Origin of the sequence: Algoriphagus chordae (genome assembly GCF_003254055.1) — a bacterium.
GTDB classification, from domain to species: domain Bacteria; phylum Bacteroidota; class Bacteroidia; order Cytophagales; family Cyclobacteriaceae; genus Algoriphagus; species Algoriphagus chordae.
Genome location: NZ_QKZT01000002.1, coordinates 55,640 through 78,985, shown reverse-complemented (window position 1 = coordinate 78,985; position 23,346 = coordinate 55,640). Strand labels below are relative to the sequence as shown.

Sequence of the window (23,346 nt, the reverse complement as noted above, 5' to 3'; positions counted from 1 at the left end):
GATTTTTTCGTTAATTATTTCAGTCGTTTTTCAGCCTTTGGTGATTCCAAGTTTAGTCTTTGGCTTGGTGCTATTTGTCGTTCCTGAGGCTACGAGTATTCCTGAATCATTCAAGAATTCCTTGTTCTATCTGATCACCTTGTCCACCTTGGTTATACCTATGGTGACGATTTTTGGATTGCGGCTGACTGGCACACTCAAAAGTATTCATATGGCGGATCTGAAGGAGCGGGCCATCCCTTTCTCAGTCACCAGTATTTACTATATTCTAACCGTTTATTTTTTGTATCAAAAGAAGGAGTTCGATCCTATTCTTTGGCAAGTCTTGGGTGTTATTACCTTGGCTATTCTGATACTGACCTTGGTTACTTTTTTTTGGAAAATGTCTGCGCATATGACTGGGATGGGTGGCTTGCTGGCCGCTGTAGTAGTCTTAGGGATTAAATTCCCGACATTTCAGCCGCTCTATGCTTTATTGTCCTCTATAATGCTCGCTGGCTTAGTGGGGACTGTGAGACTGTACTTAAATGCGCACAGGCCTATTGAGATTTATGTCGGTCTTGTGTTTGGATTTACGCTATGTTTTATCGGTTTTAACTGGATTTGGGCATAAAAAAACCGGACATAAGCCCGGTTAGATTATTTCTGAATTGATGTCTTAGAAGACGTTCACCCCAATACCAAAGTTGATTTGGGTAGCTTCGGTGCTATTTGGTCCCATACCTTTCTGGAATACTTGATTCAAGCCGAAATAGCTCCACGCATAAAAGCCTTGTGAGCCAGCTTTCACTGATATGCCATATCTAAATTTCTCAAGACCATAATTCTGAGAATCCTTAATTTGTCTTTTGAGCTTATCAGAATTCTCATACTTCACTTTAGTGTGTGCCTCATATAAGTATCCGAATTTACCTCCGACGCTAACTTGGAATCCCTTAGAATGGTTGGTTTTATTGAAGTGGTAGGTGAAATCCAGTGGAATATCCACGTAATTAGCCGCTACTACATTCTTCTTAATATTGATATCATCTCCCAATACATCTGTAATGTCTCTCAATACACTTGATTCTGGTCCTAAAGCAGGATTGTTATACAAGGTTTGATCGTCTTTGAAACCGTATTTGTCAGAACCAATACCGATACCCAAGTCCATCGTAATTCCGGAGTCCTTACCAAAAATGGAAATAGGATATTGATAATAAACATTAAAGGTACGCGAGGCAAAGAAATTGACGCCTAGGTCTTCTGACCTGTTGTTAAGTTGGTTAAACCCAAATTCAAACTTCAAATCACTAGGAATGTTTGGCCTTCCTCCGATAGGAGTCTTTGATTTTTTAGCGACTTGCAGGCTGTCCTGGGCGAAAGCTCCTTGAATCAAAAGAAAAGCTAGCAGTAAGGTGTATATTTTTTTCATCAAATTGGTTTACTTATAATGCATTCAACGCGGGCAAAAATAGGGAATCCCTAAGGATTTACCCCTTTTTTGATCTTAATTATTCTTAAGGGTAAACGAGGCTCGTATAAATAAATTGTAAATTTCTTATGTGACTGTGTTTGGATAAAATCTATTTTTAAATACCTTTGCATTCCAATTCGGCTTCGTAGCTCAACTGAATAGAGCACCTGATTACGGCTCAGGAGGTTTCAAGTTTGAATCTTGACGAGGTCACAAAGCTCAGCATTTATGCTGAGCTTTTTTTTTTATGGGCTTCGCAGGCTCAGGAGGTCGTATTCCTTCGGGATAATTCTTATCGAGCACACAAAGCAATTTACTGGTAGGTTATTCTTTTTCTAGGCTTTTAGTGTTCAAAAGCTCCCAGTCACGATTTTACCGGAAGAAAATTATTAGCAGGCTAAGCTCAATTTATCTGCTTGAGGTTTTTTGAAGCTAGGCTAATAGAACTTTTTATTGCCTCTACATTTAAAATTTCAAATCACTCAACTGTCTATTGCGTCCCAAATTCTTTAGGATAGGTTTCAATCCAATGCTATGGGGGTGAATATTGGTAAGCACAAGAAGCCCAACCGTAAAGTTGGGCTTCTTTATTTTCATTTAGAAGATTTCAATTGCACTTAGCTACGCTACACGCAGATATCGAGTGTTTTCAAGTTGCAATGGCTATTGTTAATTAGCAGATTGATGATCCAGCTCTAAGCCAATAGAAGTACGGGGTTTGAAGCCAGGCCAAGCTTTCTTTTCTTCTTGATCGAAATCCAAAAAGGCTTTGTATTCTTCCTTGCCCTTCAAGTGAACACCTAGGAATGCGGTGACAAAATGCTGGTTGATGTTATTGATACGGCGCATATCCCACACAGAATCTGCATATCTCAAATACTCATCGATATGTCTTCCCGGCTCAAGCGCTTCTGCAGGAGGAGGATTTGGAGCGGTGTTATGTCGCGCATCTATGTAGGTGAGTAAGTGCCTGTCGGAGTTTACCGCTCCTTCGTAGATTGCTTTGGTGCCATCCTCATAGCCAGAGATATCGTCCTTGCTTCCTGCCACGAAAAGAGAAGGGATTTTGATACCAGCCAAACCTTCTGCATTCCAGACACCACGCTGCATGCCCCATGGGGCAAAAGCCACAATAACCTTGATTCTTGGATCTATGGATGCCTCAAATTCTGGATTTCCAACAGTTCGCTTTAATAAGGCTTTGCTTCCACCTGCCATACTGCCAAAGAATTGTGCTGCTTGAGGACTATATCCGCCGCCAGCTACATTGACTGCGCCGTAGCCTCCCATAGAATAACCGATCAATGCAGTGTTGTCCGAATCTACTAGGTTCTTTAAAAAGGAATCGGTTTGCTGAGAGAGTCTTGCCATTTCGTTGAGGACAAAGAGATCATCAAGTGAACGATTTAGCAAGGTGCTTTGGAATCCGGCTGCATCTCTGAAAGTAGCATCTGTGTGATCTATCGCCACCACTACATATCCCTTGGAAGCCAGGTTCTCGGTCAAATAGGTCATCAAATACCTTGAGCCTGTGTATCCATGAGATACGATCACAAGAGGGAAAGCAGCATCTGCATAAGCTGGTTTAGCATCTCTTGTGGCTCTGCCTAGGAATTTAAAGGGGATGAGAGGTCTGTCTTTAGAACCATTTTGTCCCATTACTTCATCGTAAGAAATCAGTTCATTAGTTCCAGCTTCTGCCGGATACCAGATTTCCACCTTTAGAGGTCTGTTGTAAAGAGAATCTCCGCCCTTACCGTAATTAAGAATATCCAGCTGGTTTTTATGAATTAAGTCTATGGTCTGTACACCTACAGCGTACTCACCACGTGCGGCTAATTCCGGTGCGTCAGGCAAAGGATCTCCGTACACAAAGGGTTTTGCTGCTGACTGTCCAAGGCTGACGGACAAGGAGCATATAAAAAGGATTGATGTTAGAATTGGTACTAGAAGGCGATTTTTAGTCATATGGGTTATCGTTTAGGTTTATGGCTTCAAGGTAAGGAATTCTTGTATCAACCGAGGTTAGGGATATGAAAGACTGCGTTGTTAGGTTTTGACCTGTGAGACAAAGTTTGAGTCGAATCATCATTCCCCTTTCACATATTTCTGCCAGTTATGTTCTTCTTTGAATCCTAGGACTTCACGGATTTTTCGATTCGAAAATAATGCTTCATGCTCACCCAGTTCACGGGAAATTGGTACGCCTGGGAAAAACTGTTCTGCCAATTGTTTGCTTGGGATAATCGCTCCGTTATGATCGTTACCGGCATTGAATACCTGATAGCCAAGCCCGTCTTTTTGCAAACATAAATCCACAATCTGTCCCAGATCACGGGCATCAATGTAACAGAATGCGTTTCTACGGCGTACTTCAGGGTTTTTGAAATAGTATGGGAAAAGTTCGGCGTATTCGTTTGGTTCAATCACATTTCCGATACGTAGCGCATAGATATCTATTCCAGAGCGACGCTGGAAACTTCGTGCTGTTTTCTCATTTACCACCTTGGATAATCCGTAGCTATCCATAGGGTCCACATCGTAATCTTCCTCTAAAGGCAAAGAATGTGGATCGGTTTTGCCATCTGAAAAGCAAATACCATAGGTGGTCTCTGAGGAAGCAATAATAATCTTCTTGATCCCAAGCTTCACGGCCGCTTCAATCACATTGTAAGTACCGATGGTGTTGACGCGAAAAGTTTCATTATCAGGATTGATTAATATTCTAGGTACAGCAGCAAAATGTACAACTGCATCAAATGCTGGTACACCATGGCCTGCTTCCAACTCATCTAAACCGGCATACGAACTCATGGCATTAAACATCTGTCCGGAATCCGTAATGTCAGCGATGAGATTGTCAACCCCAGGTAGATCCAAGGGTTTCAAATCTACATTCATTACGCGTTGTCCTTGGTCGAGCAAGTAGGACACTACATGCTTTCCTGCTTTTCCAGATCCTCCAGTAAAAAGGATTCGTTTTTTAGTTGTGTTTTTCATCTCTCTGCAATATAAAGTAGTTCTTGTTTTTTCACATTGAAGAGGGAATCTCAAATTCCTTTTTCTTTTTAATTATTTTGAAAAACGCCGAGCTGAGATTTCTGGATAACTAGTCATTTTCATTTATCTTCATCTTATGATCACACTCACGCGCACTGATTCCTCCAATCCTGATTTTGTAGCCTTGGTAAAGTTGCTCGATGCTTATCTGGCTCTAAAAGATGGTAGAGATCATGACTATTACAATCAATTTAATACAATTGTCAAGCTGAAAAACGTGGTGGTTTGTTATGAAAATGGTATTCCTGTGGCTTGTGGTGCGATCAAACAATTTGATGCGGATGCGATGGAAGTAAAGCGAATGTTTACCAAGCCTGACGTGAGGGGCAATGGCTTAGCTTCCCGTGTGTTGACGGAATTGGAAGAATGGGCTGCCGAACTAGGCTATAAAAAGTGTGTGCTCGAAACGGGTAAGAGGCAGGTGGAGGCGGTGGAATTGTATAAAAAGAAAGGCTACCTTATCATTCCGAATTATGCACAATACGTAGGAATGGATAATAGTATCTGTTTTCAGAAAGAGTTGAATTAATTAGATGCGATCTTCCCGCAGATATACGCAGATAACTTACGCGGATTTGAGCAAATCCTCTAAAGGATTTGTGATTTGCATTGCATGATAAAAATCTGCGTGTTTTTTCCGCACATACTTGCGGTAGATTTTTGTTCTAATCAGTGCTTTACTTCAAAATCTTTATCCCCACAGCCTCTACACCAGCTAATTGATCTTGGCGCATGTACTGTAAAAGCGTTACACTCTTGGTGTTCTGATCAAACCGGAATGGAAGTGTGTCGTATCGCGTGTACGAATTGCCAAATCCCTCTCCCAGAGGCTCGCCAGACTTCGGGTCGAATAGTGTAATGTTTATTAGCTTATTGTCCAAAATAAGGCCTGCCGAATCCTTAGAGATGATTCTCATATAGCAGTTTGAAAAGGAATATTTCTCGTTAAACTTCACCGCTACCAAATCAGGAGTATTGATCAACTCCACCTCCTGCAGGTCAAATACCAGGCTGTCAGTAATCCCCCAATTTTGGTTTGGCGGGCTTTGAAAATCCTCGTAAATCCGCCCATCTGTGCAGGCCGAAAATACGAGGATTAGTACTACAAATAGGCAGTGTTTTACCTTATTCATTCCCAGGTTTATTTGGATTAGGCCCTTGGTTTTTTCTTGGTGGAAATCTCTTTTTTCCTTGTGGTTTTGGAGCGGCATCTCCTGTATTAGCATTCCCTGTTTTTCCTTCAGCAGGTTTTGGTTTTTGCACATTTTGCCTTTTAGGAGCTGTATTTTGCGCTTTCGGTTGCTGATGTTGAGCAGGGGGAGTCTGTCCTGTATTTGCGTCAGGATTTCTAGGCTTATTTCTATTCTTATTATTTCTCCGCTTTTTCGGCTGATCCCCTGCTGGTCTTTGATTCTGAGCGACGTTTTGCTGAGAATCTGGCTGATTTGATTTAGGGCTAGGTTTATTGGATGCTTGCTGGTTTCGGTTACCACCTGCATTCCTATTCTGTGGACGTGGCTTTTTCTTGCGCTTAGGACTAGAATTAGCAAACTTCTTATCCAACAATTCTAATTCTCGTGTTGATTTAGCCGCTAGATCCTCGATCTCTGAAGCCTCATTGTAAGTAAGAGTAAATACTTTTGTGCCCTTCTCATTGATTGCTTGGATCTCTTTCACTCGGTCGCAAGAGATGCTGTGCCACTCGTTATCATTGTTGTAACTGAACCACATCATTCTTCGGAAAATATCAGTTTTCTGAAGTTTAGCTGGCCCAGATTCTGTCTGAAGTGGACGGTCAATAGATGGGATGTCTTTGATCGCATCCATATAAGTGTCCAACTCATAGTTGAGACAGCATTTCAGTCTACCGCATTGACCGCTTAGTTTCCCTGGATTTAGAGAAAGATTCTGGTATCTGGCAGCAGAAGTGCTTACATTTTTGAAATCCACGAGCCAGGTAGAACAACATAGTTCTCTACCACAGACACCGATTCCACCTAGTCTCCCCGCTTCTTGGCGAAGGCTGATTTGGCGCATTTCTACACGGATTCTGAATTCTCCAGCCAGTACTTTGATCAATTCTCTGAAATCAACTCGATCATCTGCTGAGTAATAGAAGGTTGCTTTGGAGTTGTCTGCCTGATATTCGATATCAGACATTTTCATCTTCAATCCCAATTCATTGACGATCTGACGACATCTGTAGAGTGTAGGGATTTCTCGGTTTTGAGCTTCTCCCCATTTTTCCATGTCCTTTTGGTTGGCGACACGGTAAATTCTCAGAATTTCATCATCATCTCTGATTTTTCTTTTTTGCATTTGAAGACGAACAAGTTCGCCTTGAAGTGATACGTAGCCGATATGATGCCCACTTGGGACGTCCACTACTACAGGATCACCAGTATTTAAAGCAAGAAAATCTACGTTTCGATAGTATTCTTTTCTGCCTCCTTTGAATTTTATTTCTACAATGTCAAAGTTGTCCACCTCTGGGATTCCCATGTGAGACAGCCAATCGAAGACATTCATTTTATTACAATCACTCGTCCCGCAACTGCCGTTACTTTGGCAGCCTCCGGTTCCTCCTGAGGAGGTTGAGCATGTGCTACATCCAGACATAATATATAGACAGGGGCAAAGCCCTGATTAGTTTTGGGTTTATTTACATTAAGTTAAGGATATCCATTCCGATATCCTTGCGGTAGTAAGCCTGATCCCAGTTGATCTCTTTCACGGTAGTGAAGGCATTACTAAGCGCTTCTTGGAGGTTCTCACCTCTGCCAGTGACGGCAAGTACTCGACCTCCTTGATTTACTAATTCCCCATGTTCATTTTTAGCTGTCCCAGCATGGAAAATTTCAGTTCCTATTATGGTATCAGGAAGACTTATAATTTTTCCTTTTTCGTAGGAACCAGGATAGCCACCGCTTACCATTACCACTGTAGCTGCATAATCTGAAGAGATTTTTAGCTCATAAGAATCCAATGTCCCAGTGCCGATACCATGTAGCAAGGCCAAGAAGTCACTTTCAATTCTAGGTAATACAGCTTCAGTTTCAGGATCGCCCATGCGTACATTGTACTCAATCACATGAGGCTCACCATTGTTATTCATCAAACCGATGAATAAGAATCCTTTGTAAGGGATATTTTCTTTTGCGAGACCTTCTACAGTAGGCTTCACTACTAGCTCTTCTACCTTGGTCATAAAGGCTTCATCTGCGAAAATCACAGGGCTTACTGCGCCCATGCCTCCGGTGTTCAAGCCAGTATCACCTTCGCCGATACGCTTGTAATCTTTCGCTTCCGGCAAAATCTTATAGTTTTTGCCATCAGTTGCTACGAAAACAGAAAGCTCAATTCCCGTAAGAAACTCTTCTATAACGACCTTGGCTGAGGCTTCACCAAATTTTTTGTCCAAAAGCATTTCCTTCAAAGATGCTTTTGCATCCTCTAGGGTCGAGCAGATTAGTACGCCTTTTCCAGCGGCTAGTCCATCTGCTTTCAGTACAATTGGTAGATTTTGCTTTTCTAAATAGGCTAAACCAGCGTCTAGTTGAGCTGCGGTGAAGGTTTCATAAGCAGCAGTAGGCACATTGTTGCGTTGCATAAAGCGCTTCGAAAAATCCTTGCTGCCTTCCAGTGTAGCGCCTAGTTGAGATGGGCCAACTACAGGAGTCGTGGCTGTCTCAGGTTGGTTTTGAAGGTAATCAACGATTCCTTTGACCAAGGGCTCTTCTGGGCCGACTACTACCAGACCTATATTTTTGGAAACGATAAAATCTCGGATTGCATCAAAATCAGTGATGCTGAGTTTGACGTTGATCGCTATATCCTCTGTGCCTGCATTACCAGGAGCTACATATAATTGTGTACAACCGGTACTTTGTACGATCTTCCAGGCGAAAGCATGTTCTCTGCCTCCGCTTCCTAATAAGAGTATATTCATTGACTCAATTCAAGTTAATTAGCATGCTCAGAGATGAATTTGATTCGATAGACGCGTAGTTCATCTTCCGCAAAATCTTCATCTTCTAGTTCTTCTAGAGCTGCTTTGATTTGATCACTCGTAGCATTCATGAAATAGTCGTGAAGTAAATCTTCCCGATCTTCGTCCATGATATTTTCTATGTAGTAATCTATATTTAGTTTAGTTCCGCTATAAATGATATGCTCTATTTCATGCAATAAATCATTCATACTCATATTGAGGTTTTCTGCGACCTCATCCAAGCCTACCTTGCGGTCGATTTGCTGGATTATTGAAATTTTTACTTTTGACCGAGTGCCAGATGATTTGACTACTACATCTGAGGCGGTCTCGATTTCATTCTGCTCGACGTAATTATCGATCAACTTCAAGAATGAAGACCCGAATTTAATGACTTTTCCCATACCAACGCCAATGATTTGCGCTAGCTCATCTCGTGTTGTAGGATATACGGTCGCCATTTCTTCCAAAGAAGGGTCTTGAAAGATGACATAAGGCGGAAGACCTTTGGAGCGAGCCACTTTTTTTCGCTCAGCTTTGAGCAATTCAAATAGCTTCTCATCATATGAGATTCTGCTACTTATGTCAATTTCGTCCTGCCCATGTTTTACTTCTGCTTCGAAATCATGATCGTTGTGAAGATCGAGTTTGTATGGGGAATCAAGATAATCTATGCCTTTCGGAGTCAGCTTTAAAACGCCATAAGTCTCAATATCTTTTTCAAGCATATTGAGGATCATCACCTGACGGATCACTCCAATCCAGGTTTTCTCTGTACTATCGGCTCCTTTACCGAAGACGGGGAGTTTGTCATGTGAGTAGCTTACCACGTAATCTGTCGATTCGCCAACAATCACCTTTACCAGATGCTCAAGTCCAAATCGCTCGTTGGTTTGTTGGGCTGCTTCCAGTACCGTACTTACCATGTCCATGCCTTGGAAGGTCTCGCGATCTCGCTTACAATTGTCACAAAAGCCGCAATCCTCATCCATTGTTTCACCGAAGTAATTCAGGATAAACTTCCTTCTACACACACCTGTTTCTGAGTAAGCGGCCATTTCCTGCAAGAGGATTCTAGCATTTTCTCGCTCAGTGACGGGTTTGTCTTTATTGAATTTGTCCAACTTCAAGATATCTTCATATCTGTAGAACATAAGGCAGTGTCCCTCCAAACCGTCACGACCGGCACGACCAGTTTCCTGATAATATCCTTCGAGAGACTTGGGAACATCGTAATGAATCACATAGCGCACATCTGGCTTGTCAATTCCCATCCCAAATGCTATCGTTGCGACAATGACATCCAGTTCTTCATTGAGAAAATCATCCTGAGTTTTGATTCTGACAGAGGAGTCCAGGCCAGCGTGATAAGGGGCTGCATTGACTTGATTTACTTTGAGAAGTTGGGCAATTTCCTCCACCTTTTTTCGGCTGAGACAATAGATGATGCCAGATTTCCCTTTGTGACCCTTGATGAACTTGATCAAATCCTTCTTGGAATCATTCTTCACTTTGGGACGAACCTCATAGAAAAGGTTAGTTCTATTGAAAGAAGATTTGAATAAATCTGCCTCCTCCATTTGAAGATTGCGCTGAATGTCCTGCTGCACCTTAGGGGTGGCAGTGGCAGTAAGGGCTATGATCGGAAGGTCAGGGGCGATCTGAGCGACGATTGATTTGATCCGCCTATATTCTGGGCGGAAATCATGTCCCCATTCAGAGATACAGTGTGCTTCATCTATCGCGACAAAGCTGAGCTCTACAGATTTGAGAAATTCTACATTCTCTTCCTTCGTCAAAGACTCTGGAGCGACATAAAGTAGTTTCGTCTTTTTGCTTCGCACCTCACTTTTTACACGCGCAGCTTCGGATTTATTCAAAGTAGAGTTCAGGAAGTGGGCGTTGATTCCCAGAGCCTGTAACTGATCCACCTGATTTTTCATCAAAGCTATCAACGGGGAGATGACTATAGCTGTGCCACTCTTCATTACGGCAGGTAATTGATAGCACAGAGATTTGCCAGCGCCCGTAGGCATAATGACAAAAGTATTTCGTTTGTTAAGCAAGTTGTCAACTATCAATTCCTGATTTCCACGAAATTGACTGAATCCAAAGATTTTTTTAAGATCTGCCTTTACATTTTCTTCCACTTGTTAGGGGGCTAAAAGGGTAACTAAAGCCTGTAAACAGGAATGATTTATTACATTTATACCCTTGTTCAAAACTAGTTATAAACACAGGTAAAATTGAATTTAGCTAAAAATATTAGAAATACAGCCACGAGAGTACTGCAAAACGAGGCGCAGGCAGTGTTAAATCTTGTTGATTTTTTAGATAGTGATTTTGAAGCCTGTGTAGAGCATATTTTGGTTTCAAAAGGCAGGGTGGTAATCACGGGTGTCGGCAAAAGTGCGATCATAGCCAACAAGATTGTTGCGACCTTAAATTCTACAGGAACACCAGCTCTATTTATGCATGCCGCAGATGCTATTCATGGTGATTTGGGGATGATACTGGATGATGATATTGTCATTTGCATTTCCAAAAGTGGAAATACACCAGAGATCAAAGTGCTGGTTCCTTTACTGAAAAATCTTGGTTCCAAGCTCGTTGCCTTGGTGAGTAATACCAAAAGTTTCCTTGCAGAGCAGTCAGATTACGTGCTGAATGCCAGTATAGATGAAGAAGCCTGTCCAAACAATCTGGCTCCTACTACGAGTACTACAGCACATTTGGCACTGGGAGATGCCTTAGCAGTTTGCTTACTTGAAGCGAGAGGCTTTACCTCGGAGGATTTTGCCAAGTACCATCCTGGAGGGTCCTTGGGCAAGCAGTTGTACCTTAGGGTGGGAGATGTGTTGGGAGGAAATGAAATCCCGGTTGTTTCTGAATCTGCAGGATTGGCAGAAGTGATTTTAGAAATTTCTGGCAAAAGGCTAGGAGCTACTGCAGTGATTGATGCCGAGGGAAATTTGAAAGGAATTATTACAGATGGAGATTTGCGAAGAATGCTTCAGAAATCTCTTGATATTCATCTTTTGAAGGCTGCCGATATCATGACTGTAAATCCTAAATCCATTTCAACCCAAGAATACGCCATTCGTGCACTGAATATGATGAAAAATCATAATATCACTCAATTGGTGGCTATGAATGGAGATAAAATCGCAGGTTTTGTTCATATTCATGAATTGATGAAAGAAGGAATTGTTTAACTTTTAACATGCGCAATAAACCCTATATCCTGATTATGGCTGGTGGCATTGGCACCAGGTTTTGGCCGTATAGCCGAAGAAAGAGGCCAAAGCAATTTTTGGATGTCTTAGGGACAGGCCGCACACTGTTGCAAATGACTTTTGATCGATTTGCAGACATCGCCGAGCCGGACCAGTTTGTCATCATTACTTACAAGAAATACATAACACTAGTCAAAGAGCAACTGCCGGAGCTGAAGGATCATCAGATTCTAACTGAGCCGATGCGCAAAAACACAGCGCCTTGTATCGCTTATGCTACCTATAGGATTCATTCTATGGATCCTAACGCTACTATTATCGTCACTCCAGCAGATCATTTGATCTTGCAAGAGAAGAAGTTTACTTCTGCCCTGAAGAAGGCTGTGGAGGCTGCAGATGAAGGTAAATTAATCACACTAGGCATTACTCCTAATAGACCAGAAATTGGCTATGGCTATATTCAATACATCGAGAAGCCAAATACGGAGGTTTTCCGTGTCAAAACCTTTACAGAAAAGCCAAATGCAAAGCTAGCTAAGACATTTTTGGACAGCGGTGATTTTGTCTGGAATTCGGGCATTTTTGTCTGGAAGTCAAAGAGCTTAATCAGCGCATTTGAAAAGCATATGCCAGATATCGCAGAGGTATTCGAAGAAGGAATGAATATTTACGGAAAGGACGGAGAGGCTGTCTTTGTGTCAAGTGCCTATACACAAGTGAAAAACATTTCGATTGATTACGGAATCATGGAGAAATCGAATCAGATTTATGTAATTCTAGGTGATTTTGGATGGTCAGATTTAGGCTCGTGGAATAGCCTATATGAATTGAGGAAGAAGGACGAAGATGATAATGTGGTTGAGGCTAATGCCTTACTTTACGATACAAAGAATAGCTATATCAAGGTAGATGGAGACAAGTTAGTCGTGGTACAGGGGCTTGAAAACTACATTGTAAATGAGACTGATAATGTACTACTGATCTGCAAACTCGATGCTGAGAAGAAATTCCGTGAGTTTGTAACCAATGCAAGAAAAAAAGGGGAAGACTATATTTAAGCCTTCCCCTCACTCTATTATTTTTTAGAATTATTTGCGCTGCCTGATCGCCTCGTAAATCGCTACTCCAGCAGATACGGAGACATTCAAACTTTCGATTCTTCCTGCCATTGGGATTTTGACTTTTTCGTCCACTATTCCCATTAGTTCGGTAGAGATTCCATCTTCCTCAGATCCCATTACCATAGCTACAGGTACTGAAAAATCAACATCGTACATGGTCTTTTCAGTTTTTTCGGTGATTGCGACTAATACCAGACCGGACTTCTGAAGATCTCTACAAGTATAGAAAAGGTTTCTTACTCGCACTACAGGAAGGAAATTCAATGCACCAACGGATGTTTTGATTGCATCAGAGTTGATTTGCGCAGATCCTTTTTCTGGGATTACAATAGCATCGACTCCAGCACATTCGGCTGTTCTGGCTATAGCTCCAAAGTTTCTTACATCGGTAATTCTGTCCAGAATCAGGATCAAAGGGGATTTACCTACGTTAAAACAGCTCTCAATCACATTGTCCAAAGAAGCATATTCTATGGCAGACATTTGAGCGACTACACCTTGATGGTTTTTGCGCGTGATTCTGTTGAGTTTCGCATCAGGGACGCGTACAACTGGTATTTTTTCGGTTTTGCACAACTTGATCAATTCCTTGATCAGGTCATTGTTGATTTCCTTTTGAACCAACACCTTGTCAATGTCTTTGCCAGCATGGATTGATTCCATGACCGCTCTTGTACCAAAAATAAAATCTTTTTCGTGTTCGCCTTTTTCAATCAAAAAGCCATCTTTCCGCTTCTCCATATGGATATGTTTTTGAACCACACCGGCTGGTAGGCACGTGAGCGGTTCAAGGTGTAATAGTGTGGGCTAAGTATGTTTTTGACCCGCGCAAAGGTAAAGCGAATTCTTGAACTCTCGTTAGTTCCACCATAACTCCACACTTCTCTGTCCAAATAAAAATTCACTTCCTGCGGTGGACCCATCACAATATAGATCATTCCTTTGTCTGTTTTCCAGCCTTCCTTGAAGTCGGTGAATAGAATGTTGGCGAATTCTACCTGCCTGAAATACTCCCGAATAAGTTCTTTGGCAGTATCTTCATTTCTTGTTAATCCTATCCAGTAAGCATCCAAAGCCTTCTTTTTGTCCTCAGCAGCCACCAGGCTTTCATGTTCTTTTCTCGTGGAAATATAGGCCACCATGTCGACCATCTCATCCCAATCGCGCACCTTAGGAAATGCTTCATGAGTTGTTTTGAGTATAAGTCCTGCATTGGCATTCGTGTCACTTTGGATGAAATAATAACCTATTTCATCAAAGGATTTGGGGATAAGCTCAAGGAAATCGCCTTGGTCGATTACCTGCGTTTCTCTTGATACCGACGCGGGCTTAGTTTCCATTGGAGGATAAGGGATTTCTAAACTGGTAGGATAGTAAAAGCCATGAAGGTTTGGACCGCCATTGGATTTGAAAAGCAAAGACTCTCCTACGTTTAAGTAGGTTTGATCGAAGCCGACATTATTGGCGTAATAGGCGCCGAAGTTAGCTTGGTCAAAAACAAAGCTGCTCTTGATGTCAATAGAATAATAATATTCATCCCCTTGTCTAGTATCTAAGGCCGTAAATAGAGCAATAGAAGTTTCTTTACTTGCGGCGATATCGATGGTTTTCTCAAAAACCCAATGCCTGTCTGTGTTATATTTCAGATCTTCAGAGGTCAAAATCGATGTATTGTCTGAAAGAATTTCCTCATCATAGCTATCCAAAATTGAATAGGTAAAGCTAAAAGAATTGAATTCAGGATTTTCTTCGATTTTTTCTATCTGAAATTGCAGCTTAAAACTCGTCTCAGATTTTTTGATAGGGATGATTTTCAGCGAAAGTCTTGAGTATCTAGAATAGCGAAGTGTCTGATTTAGACTGCTTAATGTTTTTTGGGCAAGGGTTGGTAAAGTTGTGCCTGCGAAGAGGATCAAAAAAATCAGGAGTCGGCTTGTTTTACAGTTCATTGGGTGTTGATATCGGGTTTTCAAAATTAACCTTACTTTTGCCAAAATAGTAAATTTTTGTATGGCTACCTATACAACGGAAATTGCCTCTGACAAGTTGGTCAGCGACAACCCTATTCATCAACGCTTACTGAAAGCATACATTGCTGCTCAGCCATGGATTTCTGGTAAATTGCTGGAGTTAGGCTGTGGCGAAGGTCGTGGGGTGGAAACACTTTTGCCTTTGGCAGACAGCTATCTTGGCTTGGACAAAATCCAGGAAGTTATCGACGAGTTGAAAGTTCGGTTTCCAAAAGTTGAGTTTCAGCAAGCAGTGATTCCTCCTTTTGAAGGGATAGCTGATAATTCTTTCGATACTATCGTGAGCTTCCAGGTAATTGAGCACATTCCTAATGATCGCTTATTTCTGGAGGAAATCTATCGTGTGCTGAAGCCAGGAGGGAAAGCTGTGATCTCTACGCCAAATATTAATCATACCCTTTCGAGAAATCCATGGCATGAGCGTGAATATACTCCACAGCAGCTGATTGATCTGTGCTCCTCTATTTTTGACTCAGTCGAGGCAAAAGGAGTGGGTGGAAATGAGAAAGTATGGGCATATCATGAGGCCAATCGCAAGTCTGTGCAGAAAATTATGCGCTTTGATATTTTTGATCTACAGCATAAGCTACCTTCTTCTTTTCTAAGAGTTCCTTATGAGATTCTAAATCGCCGAAACAGGAATAAACTTCATCAGCAACAGGGAAAAAGCGTGGTTGACATCAGGCACGAAGATTACCCAATCGTCGATGATCCTGCAAAGGGACTGGATTTATTTTATATCCTAAAGAAGAAATAAGGAGTTGCTATACTAAGGTAGAAGCTTACCTATTCAAAGAATGCTGCTTTTATACCAGAAATAATCATGTTGGTACCGATGATGGCAATGATCAAACCCATGATCTTTCCGATTACAACGATTATGTTTTTCCCTAGTCGCTTCACGATTTGATCGCCTAGTTCAAAAGCTAGGTGGGTCAATAGACACATCACGGCAAAAACGCCAATGACGATTAAAATATTCACATAATTGCCCTGCGATGCAAAGTTCATGGCCGTAACTATCGTGCCTGGGCCAGCTAGGATCGGTATTGCCAAAGGGGAGATTGCAATGTTTTCTTCAGTTTCAGGGTCTTTGATGTGCTTGACACTGGATTTTTTGGACTGGAGCATTTCAAAACCCACGTAGAAAATCAGTATGCCACCTGTGATTTTGAAGGCAGGAATGGTGATTCCGAAAATTTCAAAAATGAATTTACCCAGTACTATGAAGGTCACTACTATGATAAAGGCCGTAAGCGTAGCTCTTTTGCTAATGTTGCGTTTGGTTGCTTTATCAGCGTCCTCAGTCAGGGATGTGAAAATAGGTACGTTGGCAATCGGGTTCATGATTGCGAAAAAACCTGTGAAAACGGATAGGGTGAAGGCAAGAATATTGTCCATGAATGTACTTTGGTCTTCCGGGTTGGCGAGAATTTGCGAAGGTATCAAAATCTAATCCCTAGCCCAAACCCACTTCTGTATTCATCGAAATCCTTTTAAGTAGTACATCTACGAGCACAAGATTGATTCTTCCTGTCGCGGTTTAATTTAGGTAAGGTGCCTTGAGTTTTTAGAATGATAGATCGGCAGCTAATAAGGCCTGATTAAAATATAAATCATTATCTCTTTTTTCTAAAAATCCGCTTAAAAGGTTCCGTTGTCTGACCTATAAAGTCTTCTGGGAATTTCTCTTCATCTGGAAGCCCTACTGGAAGATTCTCATCATCTGAAGGCCAGTAATTTGTTCGGAAAAGGAAATCCCAGAGGCTCAGCGATATCCCGTAATTAAATCCGTTTGGATGTGTTTCGGGTAATTCTTTTGCATGATGCCAAAGGTGCATTTGTGGGCCATTGATTACATATTTGAAAGGACCAAGTGGAATTTTCAGATTAGCATGACCAAGCTGTCCAAGTACTAGGGTAAAGATATGAACGATGAAGAAGTCGGTAATCCCAAATCCTATCATCGCCAGCGGGATGTATTCTAAGGTGCGGTAAAGTATGTTTTCCATCCAATGATAGCGCAGCAAGGCAGCGAAACCCATCTCTCGAGTACTGTGATGTACTTTGTGGAATTCCCACATCCACCCCACATGATGGTACATGCGGTGAATTGCCCATTGCATAAAATCACGGAGTATGAATATAATCAGAAGCTGAAGCCAACCTGGAAGTTGATCTACCTTGATGGCTACAGTATTGGTGATGCCAAATAAACCTAGAAAATCATTGAAAGCCTCCACAGCTACCATAGACAGGGCATTGTAGGCGACTAGTGCAAAGAGGAAATAATTCCAGAAAAGATAAAAGATGTCCAGCCAGAAATGCTCTCGAATAAGTGGTTGATCTTTTCGCCATGGAAAAAGGATTTCCAGCCCATAAATCACCAAAGATGCACCCACTAACCAGTAGAAGTAATTATGCCAACTTGGGTTTAGGATCTCTCCAGTAAAGTAATTCCAATAGCCGTAATAGCCGTCAGAAATCGCTTTGATGTATTTTTCCATGGGGCAAAGATGGGGAATTCCCTACCGTATTTGTGGAATAGATGTGGTAGGGATTTAAATTTATATATTTCCTATTTATGATGAATACTATGGTTTATGGCAATCTAATACAGCGAAGGTCAACTAAGTTGCAGGAGATCTTATCACTTTATTCCACTTTTTTCCAGTTCTGTAATTGGTCTAGGTAGAGGTATGATTCTACGAATTCACGATGTGCTGGACTGCTCATTTTCTCCACAAGTTCCAAGGCAGATATGTAGCTAGCTAGGTTTCCATTGGAAGATAGAAATTTACCATCTTCAATATAACTCACTTTGTATTCGTCCTGTACTAGAAGCTTTGGGTAATCCTTTTGGAGCTGTTCACCTCCACCAATCCAGGTGACTATTTTTTTACCATCGGCTATTCCCGACTCACCTATTAATTGAGCTCCGGCACAGTTACTTACGGTGTATTCTGTCTCCTTATTTTTTTCACGGATAAAAGAGACAATGTTTTCATTATGGATTTGAGCATACATGTCATAGGCACTAGGCACGAAAAGCACATCGAGCTTAGGACAGTTTTTGAATGTGTAATCTCCTATCATGGTCAAGCCTTCTTCCGTGACGATGGGAGTATTTGTTTCTGTGATGGTTATGACGTTGAATAGTTGTTCCCCAGCCTCCGTTGGCTTTGTAAATACATCTGCAGCCGCTGTCACCTCAGTAGTCAGTACACCGTTATACATCAACAAACCAATAGTAGGCAGGTCATTGCGAAATGGTTTCAAATGCTTTGTCAGGGTGTCTGTTTGAGTATTTGCACTGTAGTTTGGCTTAGCCTCAGTGTCCATAGAAGGATCTTTGGGATTGCAACTGAATATGCTGATAGCAGCGAAAAAAAGTATGTATTTAAATAGTTTCATACAGTGTGGAGTTAATAGGCTCAATAGAAACCTGACTTCATAACCCCTAGGTAAAACAATTAGTTTGGTGGAGGTTAAAAAAAAGACTGTGACAAATGCCACAGTCTCCTAAGTACTTTTTAAACGTTTTTGGATTGATCTACCCGGAATGAAATCTTACAGACACAACCGTAAGAAGTGACTTTGCCTTCCTTCACGTGGGCCTTGATGTCTTTCACATAGACTGAATCTATGTTGTGTACAGTTTTTGAAACTTCGTCTACTGCATTTTGAATTGCTTCTTCAATACTATTTTCTGAGGAGGCTATTACCTCCAACACTTTTACTATTCCCATGGTTGTTTTGGTTTTTGTGAATATTAGGGTTAAGGCTAATATTTATGCAATCACCATGCTAGGTGGAATTGTCGTCTCAATTATTCAAACTTAGACCTAGGGATTTCTTAGCAGTTTTGAAGGTCTTTTAATTATAGCAATTGAACAGGCCGGTAGCCTTAGTCTTTTCTCTTGATTAATTGTGCTGAAAGAATCAAGATATCTTCTTCAGGTTTATCTGATCTATTGGTTTCCACTGCGGCGATCTTGTCTACTATTTCCATTCCTGAGATCACTTCTCCAAAAACGGTGTAGTTTTGATCTAAATGAGCGGCTCCACCAATGGTTTTATATACTTCCCGGTGTGAATTAGGAATGCTGTATTTTTCTATTGTTTGTTCCTGTATTAAGGTGAGGGAATCAAATTTATCCTTAATTATCTTGTGTTCATCCATAGTATTTTCAGTATTGAAATTGGCGATGGATTTGAACCTTTTGTACATCTCAGCATTCTCAGGGGAGTTGATAACAGCATTATAGGCAAGCATTTTATTGATCCTGCCTTCTGCTATCGCTAGGGTACTATCTGTGTATACCTTTCCTTGAACAAGGTAAAAATGGATGTTGCTGGAGCTTTGTGTTGGATTTGTATCATCCCCAGGACGGGCAGCGCCAAGCGCAGCTCTTTTATGAAAATGATCGGCTGTCACCTCCTTAGGAATGCTATCGGGTAGATTTATTAATTTCTTTTTGGCTTCAAATGAGTCAGAATTGGCAGCCTGCCCAGCCTGTATCATAAAATCCTTGATGGCCCTATGAAAAAGGATACTGTCGTACATTCCTTCATTTACCAGTCTGAGAAAGTTGTTTCTGTGCAAAGGCGTATCGTCGTAAAGGCGCAAGACGATAGTGCCTTCAGAGGTTAATAATGCAACGTCTTTTTTTAGATCTTTTTTGTGTACACCGCTTTCTACCAGTGAATTGCAAGAAGATAATAGTACTAGGAGAATGACTGTGAATAAACTTGATTTCATGAATGGCAGTGGTGACTGTATTAATTTGAGTGAATGTAAATTTAAAATTACCCAATTTTGAACTAGGGTGAAAATTCCATAAGTTTTTCTCACTTCCCTTTTTTTCCTAAATTCCATTTCCTATTTACTGTTGAAATAATGACCCTAGAATATTACCGTGATTACTGCCTTGCTAAGCTTGGTGTGACTGAAGACACTCCTTTTGATCAGGATGCCCTATGTTTTCGTGTGGGCAAAAAGATCTTTTCGATCTGTTCCATCTCAGCTTTTCAATACATAAATCTCAAATGCGATCCTGAGCGTGCGGTGGAATTGAGGGAGAAGTACGATGGGATTACGCCTGGTTTTCATATGAACAAGCAGCAGTGGAATTCGGTAAGTACGACTGGTAATGTGCCTGATCGATTGATTTTGGAATTGGCGGATCATTCTTATGAACTTATCTTTGGCAGCTTGACCAAAAAACTGCAAGCAGAAATCCGCCCATGAGTTACTTTTCTATATCAAATGTTTCTAAATCTTATGACAATCAAACTGCACTTCATCCATTTTCGCTCGAACTAGAGAAGGGTGAGTTCTTGGCCATTGTAGGCGAGAGCGGTTCAGGAAAAAGCACGCTGCTGAGGATCATGGCTGGATTAGAAGTTCAAGATGCGGGAGAGGTGTTTTTGGATGATGAGCCAATTTTGAATCCAAAGCAAAAGATAGTTTCTGGCTATGATGAAATTAGGTTGATACATCAGAATTTTCACTTATACCCTAATTCTACAGTCGCCGAAAATCTATCCAGACCCTTGCTGCACTATGAGCGTGAATATGCCAAAAACCGTGTGGAGGACTTACTTAGGTTGTTGGGACTTAGGGATTATCGGGATAGGTATCCATACCAGCTTTCTGGAGGGCAAAAACAAAAAGTAGCCATAGGAAAAGCTTTAAGTGTAGAACCCGAAATCGTCCTGCTGGATGAGCCTTTCAGTTCATTGGATAGCATACAGACACAGCGCTTGGTTTCTGAAATGAAGGATACCTTTCGGGAAATGGGTACAACGGTGATTTTTGTTACTCATGACCTGGACGATGCACTCAGGCTGACTGATAACCTGATTATTTTGCAAAACGGGAAGCTCGTTCAAAAAGGTAGTTCAAAAGAGCTTTGCGAGAGACCAAAAACCAAGTATGTAGCGCGGCTTTTTAGCCCAATCAATAAACTCCCAGATACCAAGAATAGCTACATCAGACCTGCAGACCTCAAACTGAGAACCAAGACTGGTTTATTAGCTCATGTTACGGACTCACGCTTTTTGGTGCATTTTAACTCACTTCAGCTACGACTCAAAGAGTCCGGACTGATCTGGGAGGTGGATGATCCTCAGCGGAAATATGAGGTAGGGGATCGGGTTTATGTAAGTTGGGATGAGGTGAAAGTGATGAATCTGTAAATCAGCCCAAGCTACTCCATGTCCCAAAAAAGGAATATACCACTTACCATTCTCTACGAAACCAAACTTGCACTCAATCGCGCAGTGCTATGGCTTTGGATCAAATTGGGCTGGGTAAAATCCTTGTTGATTGTTCCCTATGAGGGTTTTGGAAATGAGAAGGAAATTTTATTGGTAGGTCGAGTGATTCGAGATAACCGAGTTGGACCATCAAATCCTGAGGATACGGTCTGGCAGAATATCAGCAAGATGCGCAGGAGGTTTATGTCTGTCGTGATTCCTGGAGTGGCAGTGAAAGCAGAATTTCAAGGAGAGAAATACTTCGTGACAACCGATGAGGAAGGTTATTTTGAATTTAAGCTACATCCGCGAAAATCAATACAATTCCCTTCGCGCTGGCAGCAGATAGAGTTGAGCTTGATGGATCAGGTGATCAGAAACCAAGGTGAAGTCAGGGCTGTTGCTGATGTGTTCCTGCCTGTGGGCAAGATAGATTATGGTATTATCTCAGATGTGGATGATACCATTATCCCCACTGGAGCCATGCGGATGACGGAGATGCTAAAGACTACTTTTGCCAAAAATGCACATACCAGAGTGCCTTTTCCGGGCGTAGCAGCTTTTTATAAGGCATTGCAAAAGGGGACAGATGGTATAGAAAGTAATCCTTTTTTTTATGTCTCTAGCAGTCCTTGGAATTTGTATGATTTCCTCAAAGAGCTCTTACAGATTCATCATATTCCCAAAGGGCCATTGATGCTGCGAGATATAGGTTTATCTCGAACAGAGCTTATTTCTGGAAGTCATTCTGAACATAAATTAGAACAAATCCGCCATATACTCTCCACGTACGCCCAGCTTCCCTTTATGCTGATCGGGGACAGTGGTCAGGAGGATCCAAGGATTTATTTGCAAGTAGTTAAGAAGTTTCCAGGAAGGATTATGATAATTTTTATCCGTGACGTTCATTCCTCGCGGCATGCATTTGTTGAGAAAATAAGTCAAGAATTGAAAGGGCTTGGCGTGGAAATGTTGCTGGTGAAAAATACCCTTGAAGCCTCGCAATATGCGCTTGAACATGGCTGGGTGCTGCAAGAAGATATTGCTGATATTGCTCAGGAAAAAGTCAAAGACGAGAAGGAAAACGAACAGGCTTAATTCTTATTCTTCCAGGGAAAGTATGTAGCTCACCATTGCCTTGGCATCTTCTTCCTTCAGGTCTGGATGAGGAGACATGATAGGACTTCCCCATGAGCCAGTGCCTCCCGAGATCACCTTTCTTGCAAGTAAGTCGATGTAGATTTCTTTGATTGGATATCTCTTTGCAATGTCCTGGAATGCTGGTCCCTTTGCTCTTTTATCTGACTTATGGCAGGTAGCACAGTCGGAGTAGGCTATGAGAACTTCGCCTCTTTTGATTATTTCAGGATCTAATTGCTCGTCCTCACCTTCAATTGCCCGTATGTAGGCTTGCTCTTTTTCCTCAGAAGAGTCAATATTTTCCTCAGCCGGTTTTTGGGTGCATGCTGAAAAGATGACTAAAAAAAAGATCAGATTTCTTCTCAATTCAGAGTGGTTATTATTTATAGTAGTAGCACAATTAAATAGTAAGAGGTAAGTGGTCAAACTTTTTACCTCTTACCTCTTACTATAAATACAATTACCAATAGTTACAGTTTACATATTACTACTCTTCGTCATGTGCTCCGTGAGCGCCATGCACGTGTCCATGGGCCAGCTCATCTTTGGTGGCTTCACGAACTTCCTCGATGTTTCCTTCGAAATGTAAATCAAATCCCACCAAAGGATGGTTGAAATCCAAGAGAACCTCTTCTCCCAAGTCTTTTAGAATTTTGGCTTGCATAGGATAGCCATCTTCGTCCATCAAAGGCAGGAAGTTTCCTTCTTGTAACATCTCTGGATTAAAGCCATTTTCTCCCGAAAACTGTGACTTGGGTAAATTAACTATCAAATCCTCATCAATCTCCCCATAGGCTTCTGCCACGGGTACTACAAAAGAGAAATCTTCTCCTTGCTCTTTGCCGAGAAGTAATTCCTCAAATTTCTCAGGCAAGTCACTTGCGCCGAAAAGGAAATAAAATGGATCTTCCGAATCACGGGTTTCCACGCTGAATGGAGCTGATTCTATTTCATCAGCCTCTTTGCTTACTTTGAGTTCGTATGTGAGTCCGACGACTGTGTTTTCTGCTATTTTCATCTATTACAAATTTATTTTTTATGGTCATCCCTT

General features: G+C 41.5%; 24 protein-coding genes and 1 tRNA gene. 9 read left to right on the top strand and 16 right to left on the bottom strand.

All coding sequences use genetic code 11. The annotated features are described in order from the left end of the window. Nucleotides 1-40 precede the first annotated feature (40 nt). A complete protein-coding gene (locus tag LV85_RS02295) occupies nt 41-613 on the top strand; it encodes a PA-phosphatase (RefSeq protein WP_245942112.1) in 573 nt (190 codons plus the stop codon). Between the two features lie 45 nt (nt 614-658). On the opposite strand, the gene LV85_RS02290 is transcribed toward LV85_RS02295, so the two are convergent. Then, nucleotides 659-1,414: a porin family protein gene (locus LV85_RS02290; protein WP_111316582.1), complete on the bottom strand. Its 756-nt coding sequence runs from the start codon at nt 1,412-1,414 to the stop codon at nt 659-661. A gap of 181 nt (nt 1,415-1,595) precedes the next feature. Between LV85_RS02290 and LV85_RS02285 the strand changes: the two genes are divergently transcribed. Next, nucleotides 1,596-1,669: transfer RNA gene (locus tag LV85_RS02285), tRNA-Arg, on the top strand. Nucleotides 1,670-2,125: 456 nt separating this feature from the next. Here LV85_RS02285 and LV85_RS02280 read toward each other — a convergent pair. Beyond that, complete coding sequence (locus tag LV85_RS02280; protein ID WP_111316581.1) at nt 2,126-3,424, bottom strand: alpha/beta hydrolase family protein; 1,299 nt, start codon at nt 3,422-3,424, stop codon at nt 2,126-2,128. A gap of 120 nt (nt 3,425-3,544) precedes the next feature. Further along, on the bottom strand, nt 3,545-4,456 hold the full coding sequence (locus LV85_RS02275; RefSeq protein ID WP_111316580.1) for an NAD-dependent epimerase/dehydratase family protein: 912 nt from the start codon (nt 4,454-4,456) through the stop codon (nt 3,545-3,547). Between the two features lie 136 nt (nt 4,457-4,592). Here LV85_RS02275 and LV85_RS02270 point away from each other — a divergent pair, with 136 nt between their 5' ends. After that, entirely contained in the window at nt 4,593-5,045 is a 453-nt protein-coding gene (locus tag LV85_RS02270) for a GNAT family N-acetyltransferase (RefSeq protein ID WP_111316579.1), read from the top strand. A gap of 148 nt (nt 5,046-5,193) precedes the next feature. Here the strand turns inward: LV85_RS02270 and LV85_RS02265 are convergent, their stop codons facing one another. From LV85_RS02265 to recQ, 4 genes are all read right to left on the bottom strand, one after another. After that, nucleotides 5,194-5,649 (bottom strand): gliding motility lipoprotein GldH, encoded by a 456-nt coding sequence (locus tag LV85_RS02265; RefSeq protein ID WP_158531127.1) that lies wholly within the window; start codon nt 5,647-5,649, stop codon nt 5,194-5,196. Continuing rightward, nucleotides 5,642-7,045 (bottom strand): regulatory iron-sulfur-containing complex subunit RicT, encoded by a 1,404-nt coding sequence (gene ricT, locus LV85_RS02260; RefSeq protein WP_111316577.1) that lies wholly within the window; start codon nt 7,043-7,045, stop codon nt 5,642-5,644. The genes LV85_RS02265 and ricT overlap by 8 nt, the downstream gene beginning before the upstream one ends. 133 nt (nt 7,046-7,178) lie before the next feature. Then, nucleotides 7,179-8,465, bottom strand: coding sequence for a phosphoribosylamine--glycine ligase (gene purD, locus LV85_RS02255; RefSeq protein ID WP_111316576.1), 1,287 nt, complete (start codon nt 8,463-8,465; stop codon nt 7,179-7,181). 14 nt (nt 8,466-8,479) lie between these two features. Continuing rightward, nucleotides 8,480-10,657, bottom strand: coding sequence for a DNA helicase RecQ (recQ, locus tag LV85_RS02250; RefSeq protein WP_111316575.1), 2,178 nt, complete (start codon nt 10,655-10,657; stop codon nt 8,480-8,482). Nucleotides 10,658-10,753: 96 nt separating this feature from the next. Between recQ and LV85_RS02245 the strand changes: the two genes are divergently transcribed. Beyond that, nucleotides 10,754-11,722, top strand: a complete 969-nt coding sequence (locus tag LV85_RS02245; RefSeq protein ID WP_111316574.1) for a KpsF/GutQ family sugar-phosphate isomerase — start codon at nt 10,754-10,756, stop codon at nt 11,720-11,722. A gap of 8 nt (nt 11,723-11,730) precedes the next feature. Continuing rightward, on the top strand, nt 11,731-12,801 hold the full coding sequence (locus LV85_RS02240) for a mannose-1-phosphate guanylyltransferase (RefSeq protein ID WP_111316573.1): 1,071 nt from the start codon (nt 11,731-11,733) through the stop codon (nt 12,799-12,801). A 30-nt stretch (nt 12,802-12,831) separates the two neighbouring features. Here LV85_RS02240 and rlmB read toward each other — a convergent pair whose 3' ends face one another. Beyond that, the gene (rlmB, locus tag LV85_RS02235; RefSeq protein WP_111316572.1) at nt 12,832-13,605 is read right to left on the bottom strand and encodes a 23S rRNA (guanosine(2251)-2'-O)-methyltransferase RlmB; all 774 of its coding nucleotides are present in this window, start codon (nt 13,603-13,605) and stop codon (nt 12,832-12,834) included. Then, nucleotides 13,578-14,813, bottom strand: coding sequence for a GWxTD domain-containing protein (locus LV85_RS02230; protein ID WP_111316571.1), 1,236 nt, complete (start codon nt 14,811-14,813; stop codon nt 13,578-13,580). The genes rlmB and LV85_RS02230 overlap by 28 nt, the downstream gene beginning before the upstream one ends. Nucleotides 14,814-14,874: 61 nt before the next feature. Between LV85_RS02230 and LV85_RS02225 the strand changes: the two genes are divergently transcribed. Continuing rightward, on the top strand, nt 14,875-15,651 hold the full coding sequence (locus LV85_RS02225) for a class I SAM-dependent methyltransferase (RefSeq protein ID WP_111316570.1): 777 nt from the start codon (nt 14,875-14,877) through the stop codon (nt 15,649-15,651). Nucleotides 15,652-15,680: 29 nt separating this feature from the next. Here LV85_RS02225 and LV85_RS02220 read toward each other — a convergent pair whose 3' ends face one another. The 5 genes from LV85_RS02220 to LV85_RS02200 form a co-directional block, all read right to left on the bottom strand. After that, nucleotides 15,681-16,295 carry a MarC family protein gene (locus LV85_RS02220; protein WP_111316569.1) on the bottom strand — a complete coding sequence of 205 codons (615 nt, stop codon included), beginning with the start codon at nt 16,293-16,295 and terminating at the stop codon, nt 15,681-15,683. Nucleotides 16,296-16,513: 218 nt separating this feature from the next. Next, entirely contained in the window at nt 16,514-17,401 is an 888-nt protein-coding gene (locus LV85_RS02215) for a sterol desaturase family protein (RefSeq protein WP_111316568.1), read from the bottom strand. A gap of 148 nt (nt 17,402-17,549) precedes the next feature. After that, nucleotides 17,550-18,308 carry a DJ-1/PfpI family protein gene (locus LV85_RS02210; protein WP_111316567.1) on the bottom strand — a complete coding sequence of 253 codons (759 nt, stop codon included), beginning with the start codon at nt 18,306-18,308 and terminating at the stop codon, nt 17,550-17,552. Between the two features lie 119 nt (nt 18,309-18,427). Beyond that, on the bottom strand, nt 18,428-18,643 hold the full coding sequence (locus tag LV85_RS02205) for a dodecin family protein (protein ID WP_111316566.1): 216 nt from the start codon (nt 18,641-18,643) through the stop codon (nt 18,428-18,430). 158 nt (nt 18,644-18,801) lie between these two features. Continuing rightward, entirely contained in the window at nt 18,802-19,656 is an 855-nt protein-coding gene (locus tag LV85_RS02200; protein WP_158531126.1) for a peptidylprolyl isomerase, read from the bottom strand. 138 nt (nt 19,657-19,794) lie between these two features. On the opposite strand from LV85_RS02200, the gene LV85_RS02195 reads away from it, so the two are divergent. The 3 genes from LV85_RS02195 to LV85_RS02185 are packed head-to-tail and all read left to right on the top strand — an operon-like array spanning nt 19,795 to nt 22,253. After that, complete coding sequence (locus LV85_RS02195) at nt 19,795-20,145, top strand: MmcQ/YjbR family DNA-binding protein (protein ID WP_111316564.1); 351 nt, start codon at nt 19,795-19,797, stop codon at nt 20,143-20,145. Next, nucleotides 20,142-21,095, top strand: coding sequence for an ABC transporter ATP-binding protein (locus LV85_RS02190; RefSeq protein ID WP_111316563.1), 954 nt, complete (start codon nt 20,142-20,144; stop codon nt 21,093-21,095). Before LV85_RS02195 ends, LV85_RS02190 begins: the two co-directional genes overlap by 4 nt. A gap of 18 nt (nt 21,096-21,113) precedes the next feature. Further along, the gene (locus LV85_RS02185; RefSeq protein ID WP_111316562.1) at nt 21,114-22,253 is read left to right on the top strand and encodes an App1 family protein; all 1,140 of its coding nucleotides are present in this window, start codon (nt 21,114-21,116) and stop codon (nt 22,251-22,253) included. 3 nt (nt 22,254-22,256) lie between these two features. On the opposite strand, the gene LV85_RS02180 is transcribed toward LV85_RS02185, so the two are convergent. Beyond that, nucleotides 22,257-22,661 (bottom strand): c-type cytochrome, encoded by a 405-nt coding sequence (locus tag LV85_RS02180; protein ID WP_245942108.1) that lies wholly within the window; start codon nt 22,659-22,661, stop codon nt 22,257-22,259. A gap of 121 nt (nt 22,662-22,782) precedes the next feature. Continuing rightward, nucleotides 22,783-23,313, bottom strand: coding sequence for an FKBP-type peptidyl-prolyl cis-trans isomerase (locus tag LV85_RS02175; protein WP_111316561.1), 531 nt, complete (start codon nt 23,311-23,313; stop codon nt 22,783-22,785). Between the last annotated feature and the right edge of the window lie 33 nt (nt 23,314-23,346).

Coding starts and splice junctions, on each gene's coding strand:
- LV85_RS02290 (WP_111316582.1), bottom strand. CDS start 1,414: ATGAAAAAAATATACACCTTACTGCTAGCTTTTCTTTTGATTCAAGGA.
- LV85_RS02280 (WP_111316581.1), bottom strand. CDS start 3,424: ATGACTAAAAATCGCCTTCTAGTACCAATTCTAACATCAATCCTTTTT.
- LV85_RS02275 (WP_111316580.1), bottom strand. CDS start 4,456: ATGAAAAACACAACTAAAAAACGAATCCTTTTTACTGGAGGATCTGGA.
- LV85_RS02270 (WP_111316579.1), top strand. CDS start 4,593: ATGATCACACTCACGCGCACTGATTCCTCCAATCCTGATTTTGTAGCC.
- LV85_RS02265 (WP_158531127.1), bottom strand. CDS start 5,649: ATGAATAAGGTAAAACACTGCCTATTTGTAGTACTAATCCTCGTATTT.
- ricT (WP_111316577.1), bottom strand. CDS start 7,045: ATGAATGTCTTCGATTGGCTGTCTCACATGGGAATCCCAGAGGTGGAC.
- purD (WP_111316576.1), bottom strand. CDS start 8,465: ATGAATATACTCTTATTAGGAAGCGGAGGCAGAGAACATGCTTTCGCC.
- LV85_RS02240 (WP_111316573.1), top strand. CDS start 11,731: ATGCGCAATAAACCCTATATCCTGATTATGGCTGGTGGCATTGGCACC.
- rlmB (WP_111316572.1), bottom strand. CDS start 13,605: ATGGAGAAGCGGAAAGATGGCTTTTTGATTGAAAAAGGCGAACACGAA.
- LV85_RS02230 (WP_111316571.1), bottom strand. CDS start 14,813: ATGAACTGTAAAACAAGCCGACTCCTGATTTTTTTGATCCTCTTCGCA.
- LV85_RS02225 (WP_111316570.1), top strand. CDS start 14,875: ATGGCTACCTATACAACGGAAATTGCCTCTGACAAGTTGGTCAGCGAC.
- LV85_RS02220 (WP_111316569.1), bottom strand. CDS start 16,295: ATGGACAATATTCTTGCCTTCACCCTATCCGTTTTCACAGGTTTTTTC.
- LV85_RS02215 (WP_111316568.1), bottom strand. CDS start 17,401: ATGGAAAAATACATCAAAGCGATTTCTGACGGCTATTACGGCTATTGG.
- LV85_RS02210 (WP_111316567.1), bottom strand. CDS start 18,308: ATGAAACTATTTAAATACATACTTTTTTTCGCTGCTATCAGCATATTC.
- LV85_RS02205 (WP_111316566.1), bottom strand. CDS start 18,643: ATGGGAATAGTAAAAGTGTTGGAGGTAATAGCCTCCTCAGAAAATAGT.
- LV85_RS02200 (WP_158531126.1), bottom strand. CDS start 19,656: ATGAAATCAAGTTTATTCACAGTCATTCTCCTAGTACTATTATCTTCT.
- LV85_RS02195 (WP_111316564.1), top strand. CDS start 19,795: ATGACCCTAGAATATTACCGTGATTACTGCCTTGCTAAGCTTGGTGTG.
- LV85_RS02190 (WP_111316563.1), top strand. CDS start 20,142: ATGAGTTACTTTTCTATATCAAATGTTTCTAAATCTTATGACAATCAA.
- LV85_RS02185 (WP_111316562.1), top strand. CDS start 21,114: ATGTCCCAAAAAAGGAATATACCACTTACCATTCTCTACGAAACCAAA.
- LV85_RS02175 (WP_111316561.1), bottom strand. CDS start 23,313: ATGAAAATAGCAGAAAACACAGTCGTCGGACTCACATACGAACTCAAA.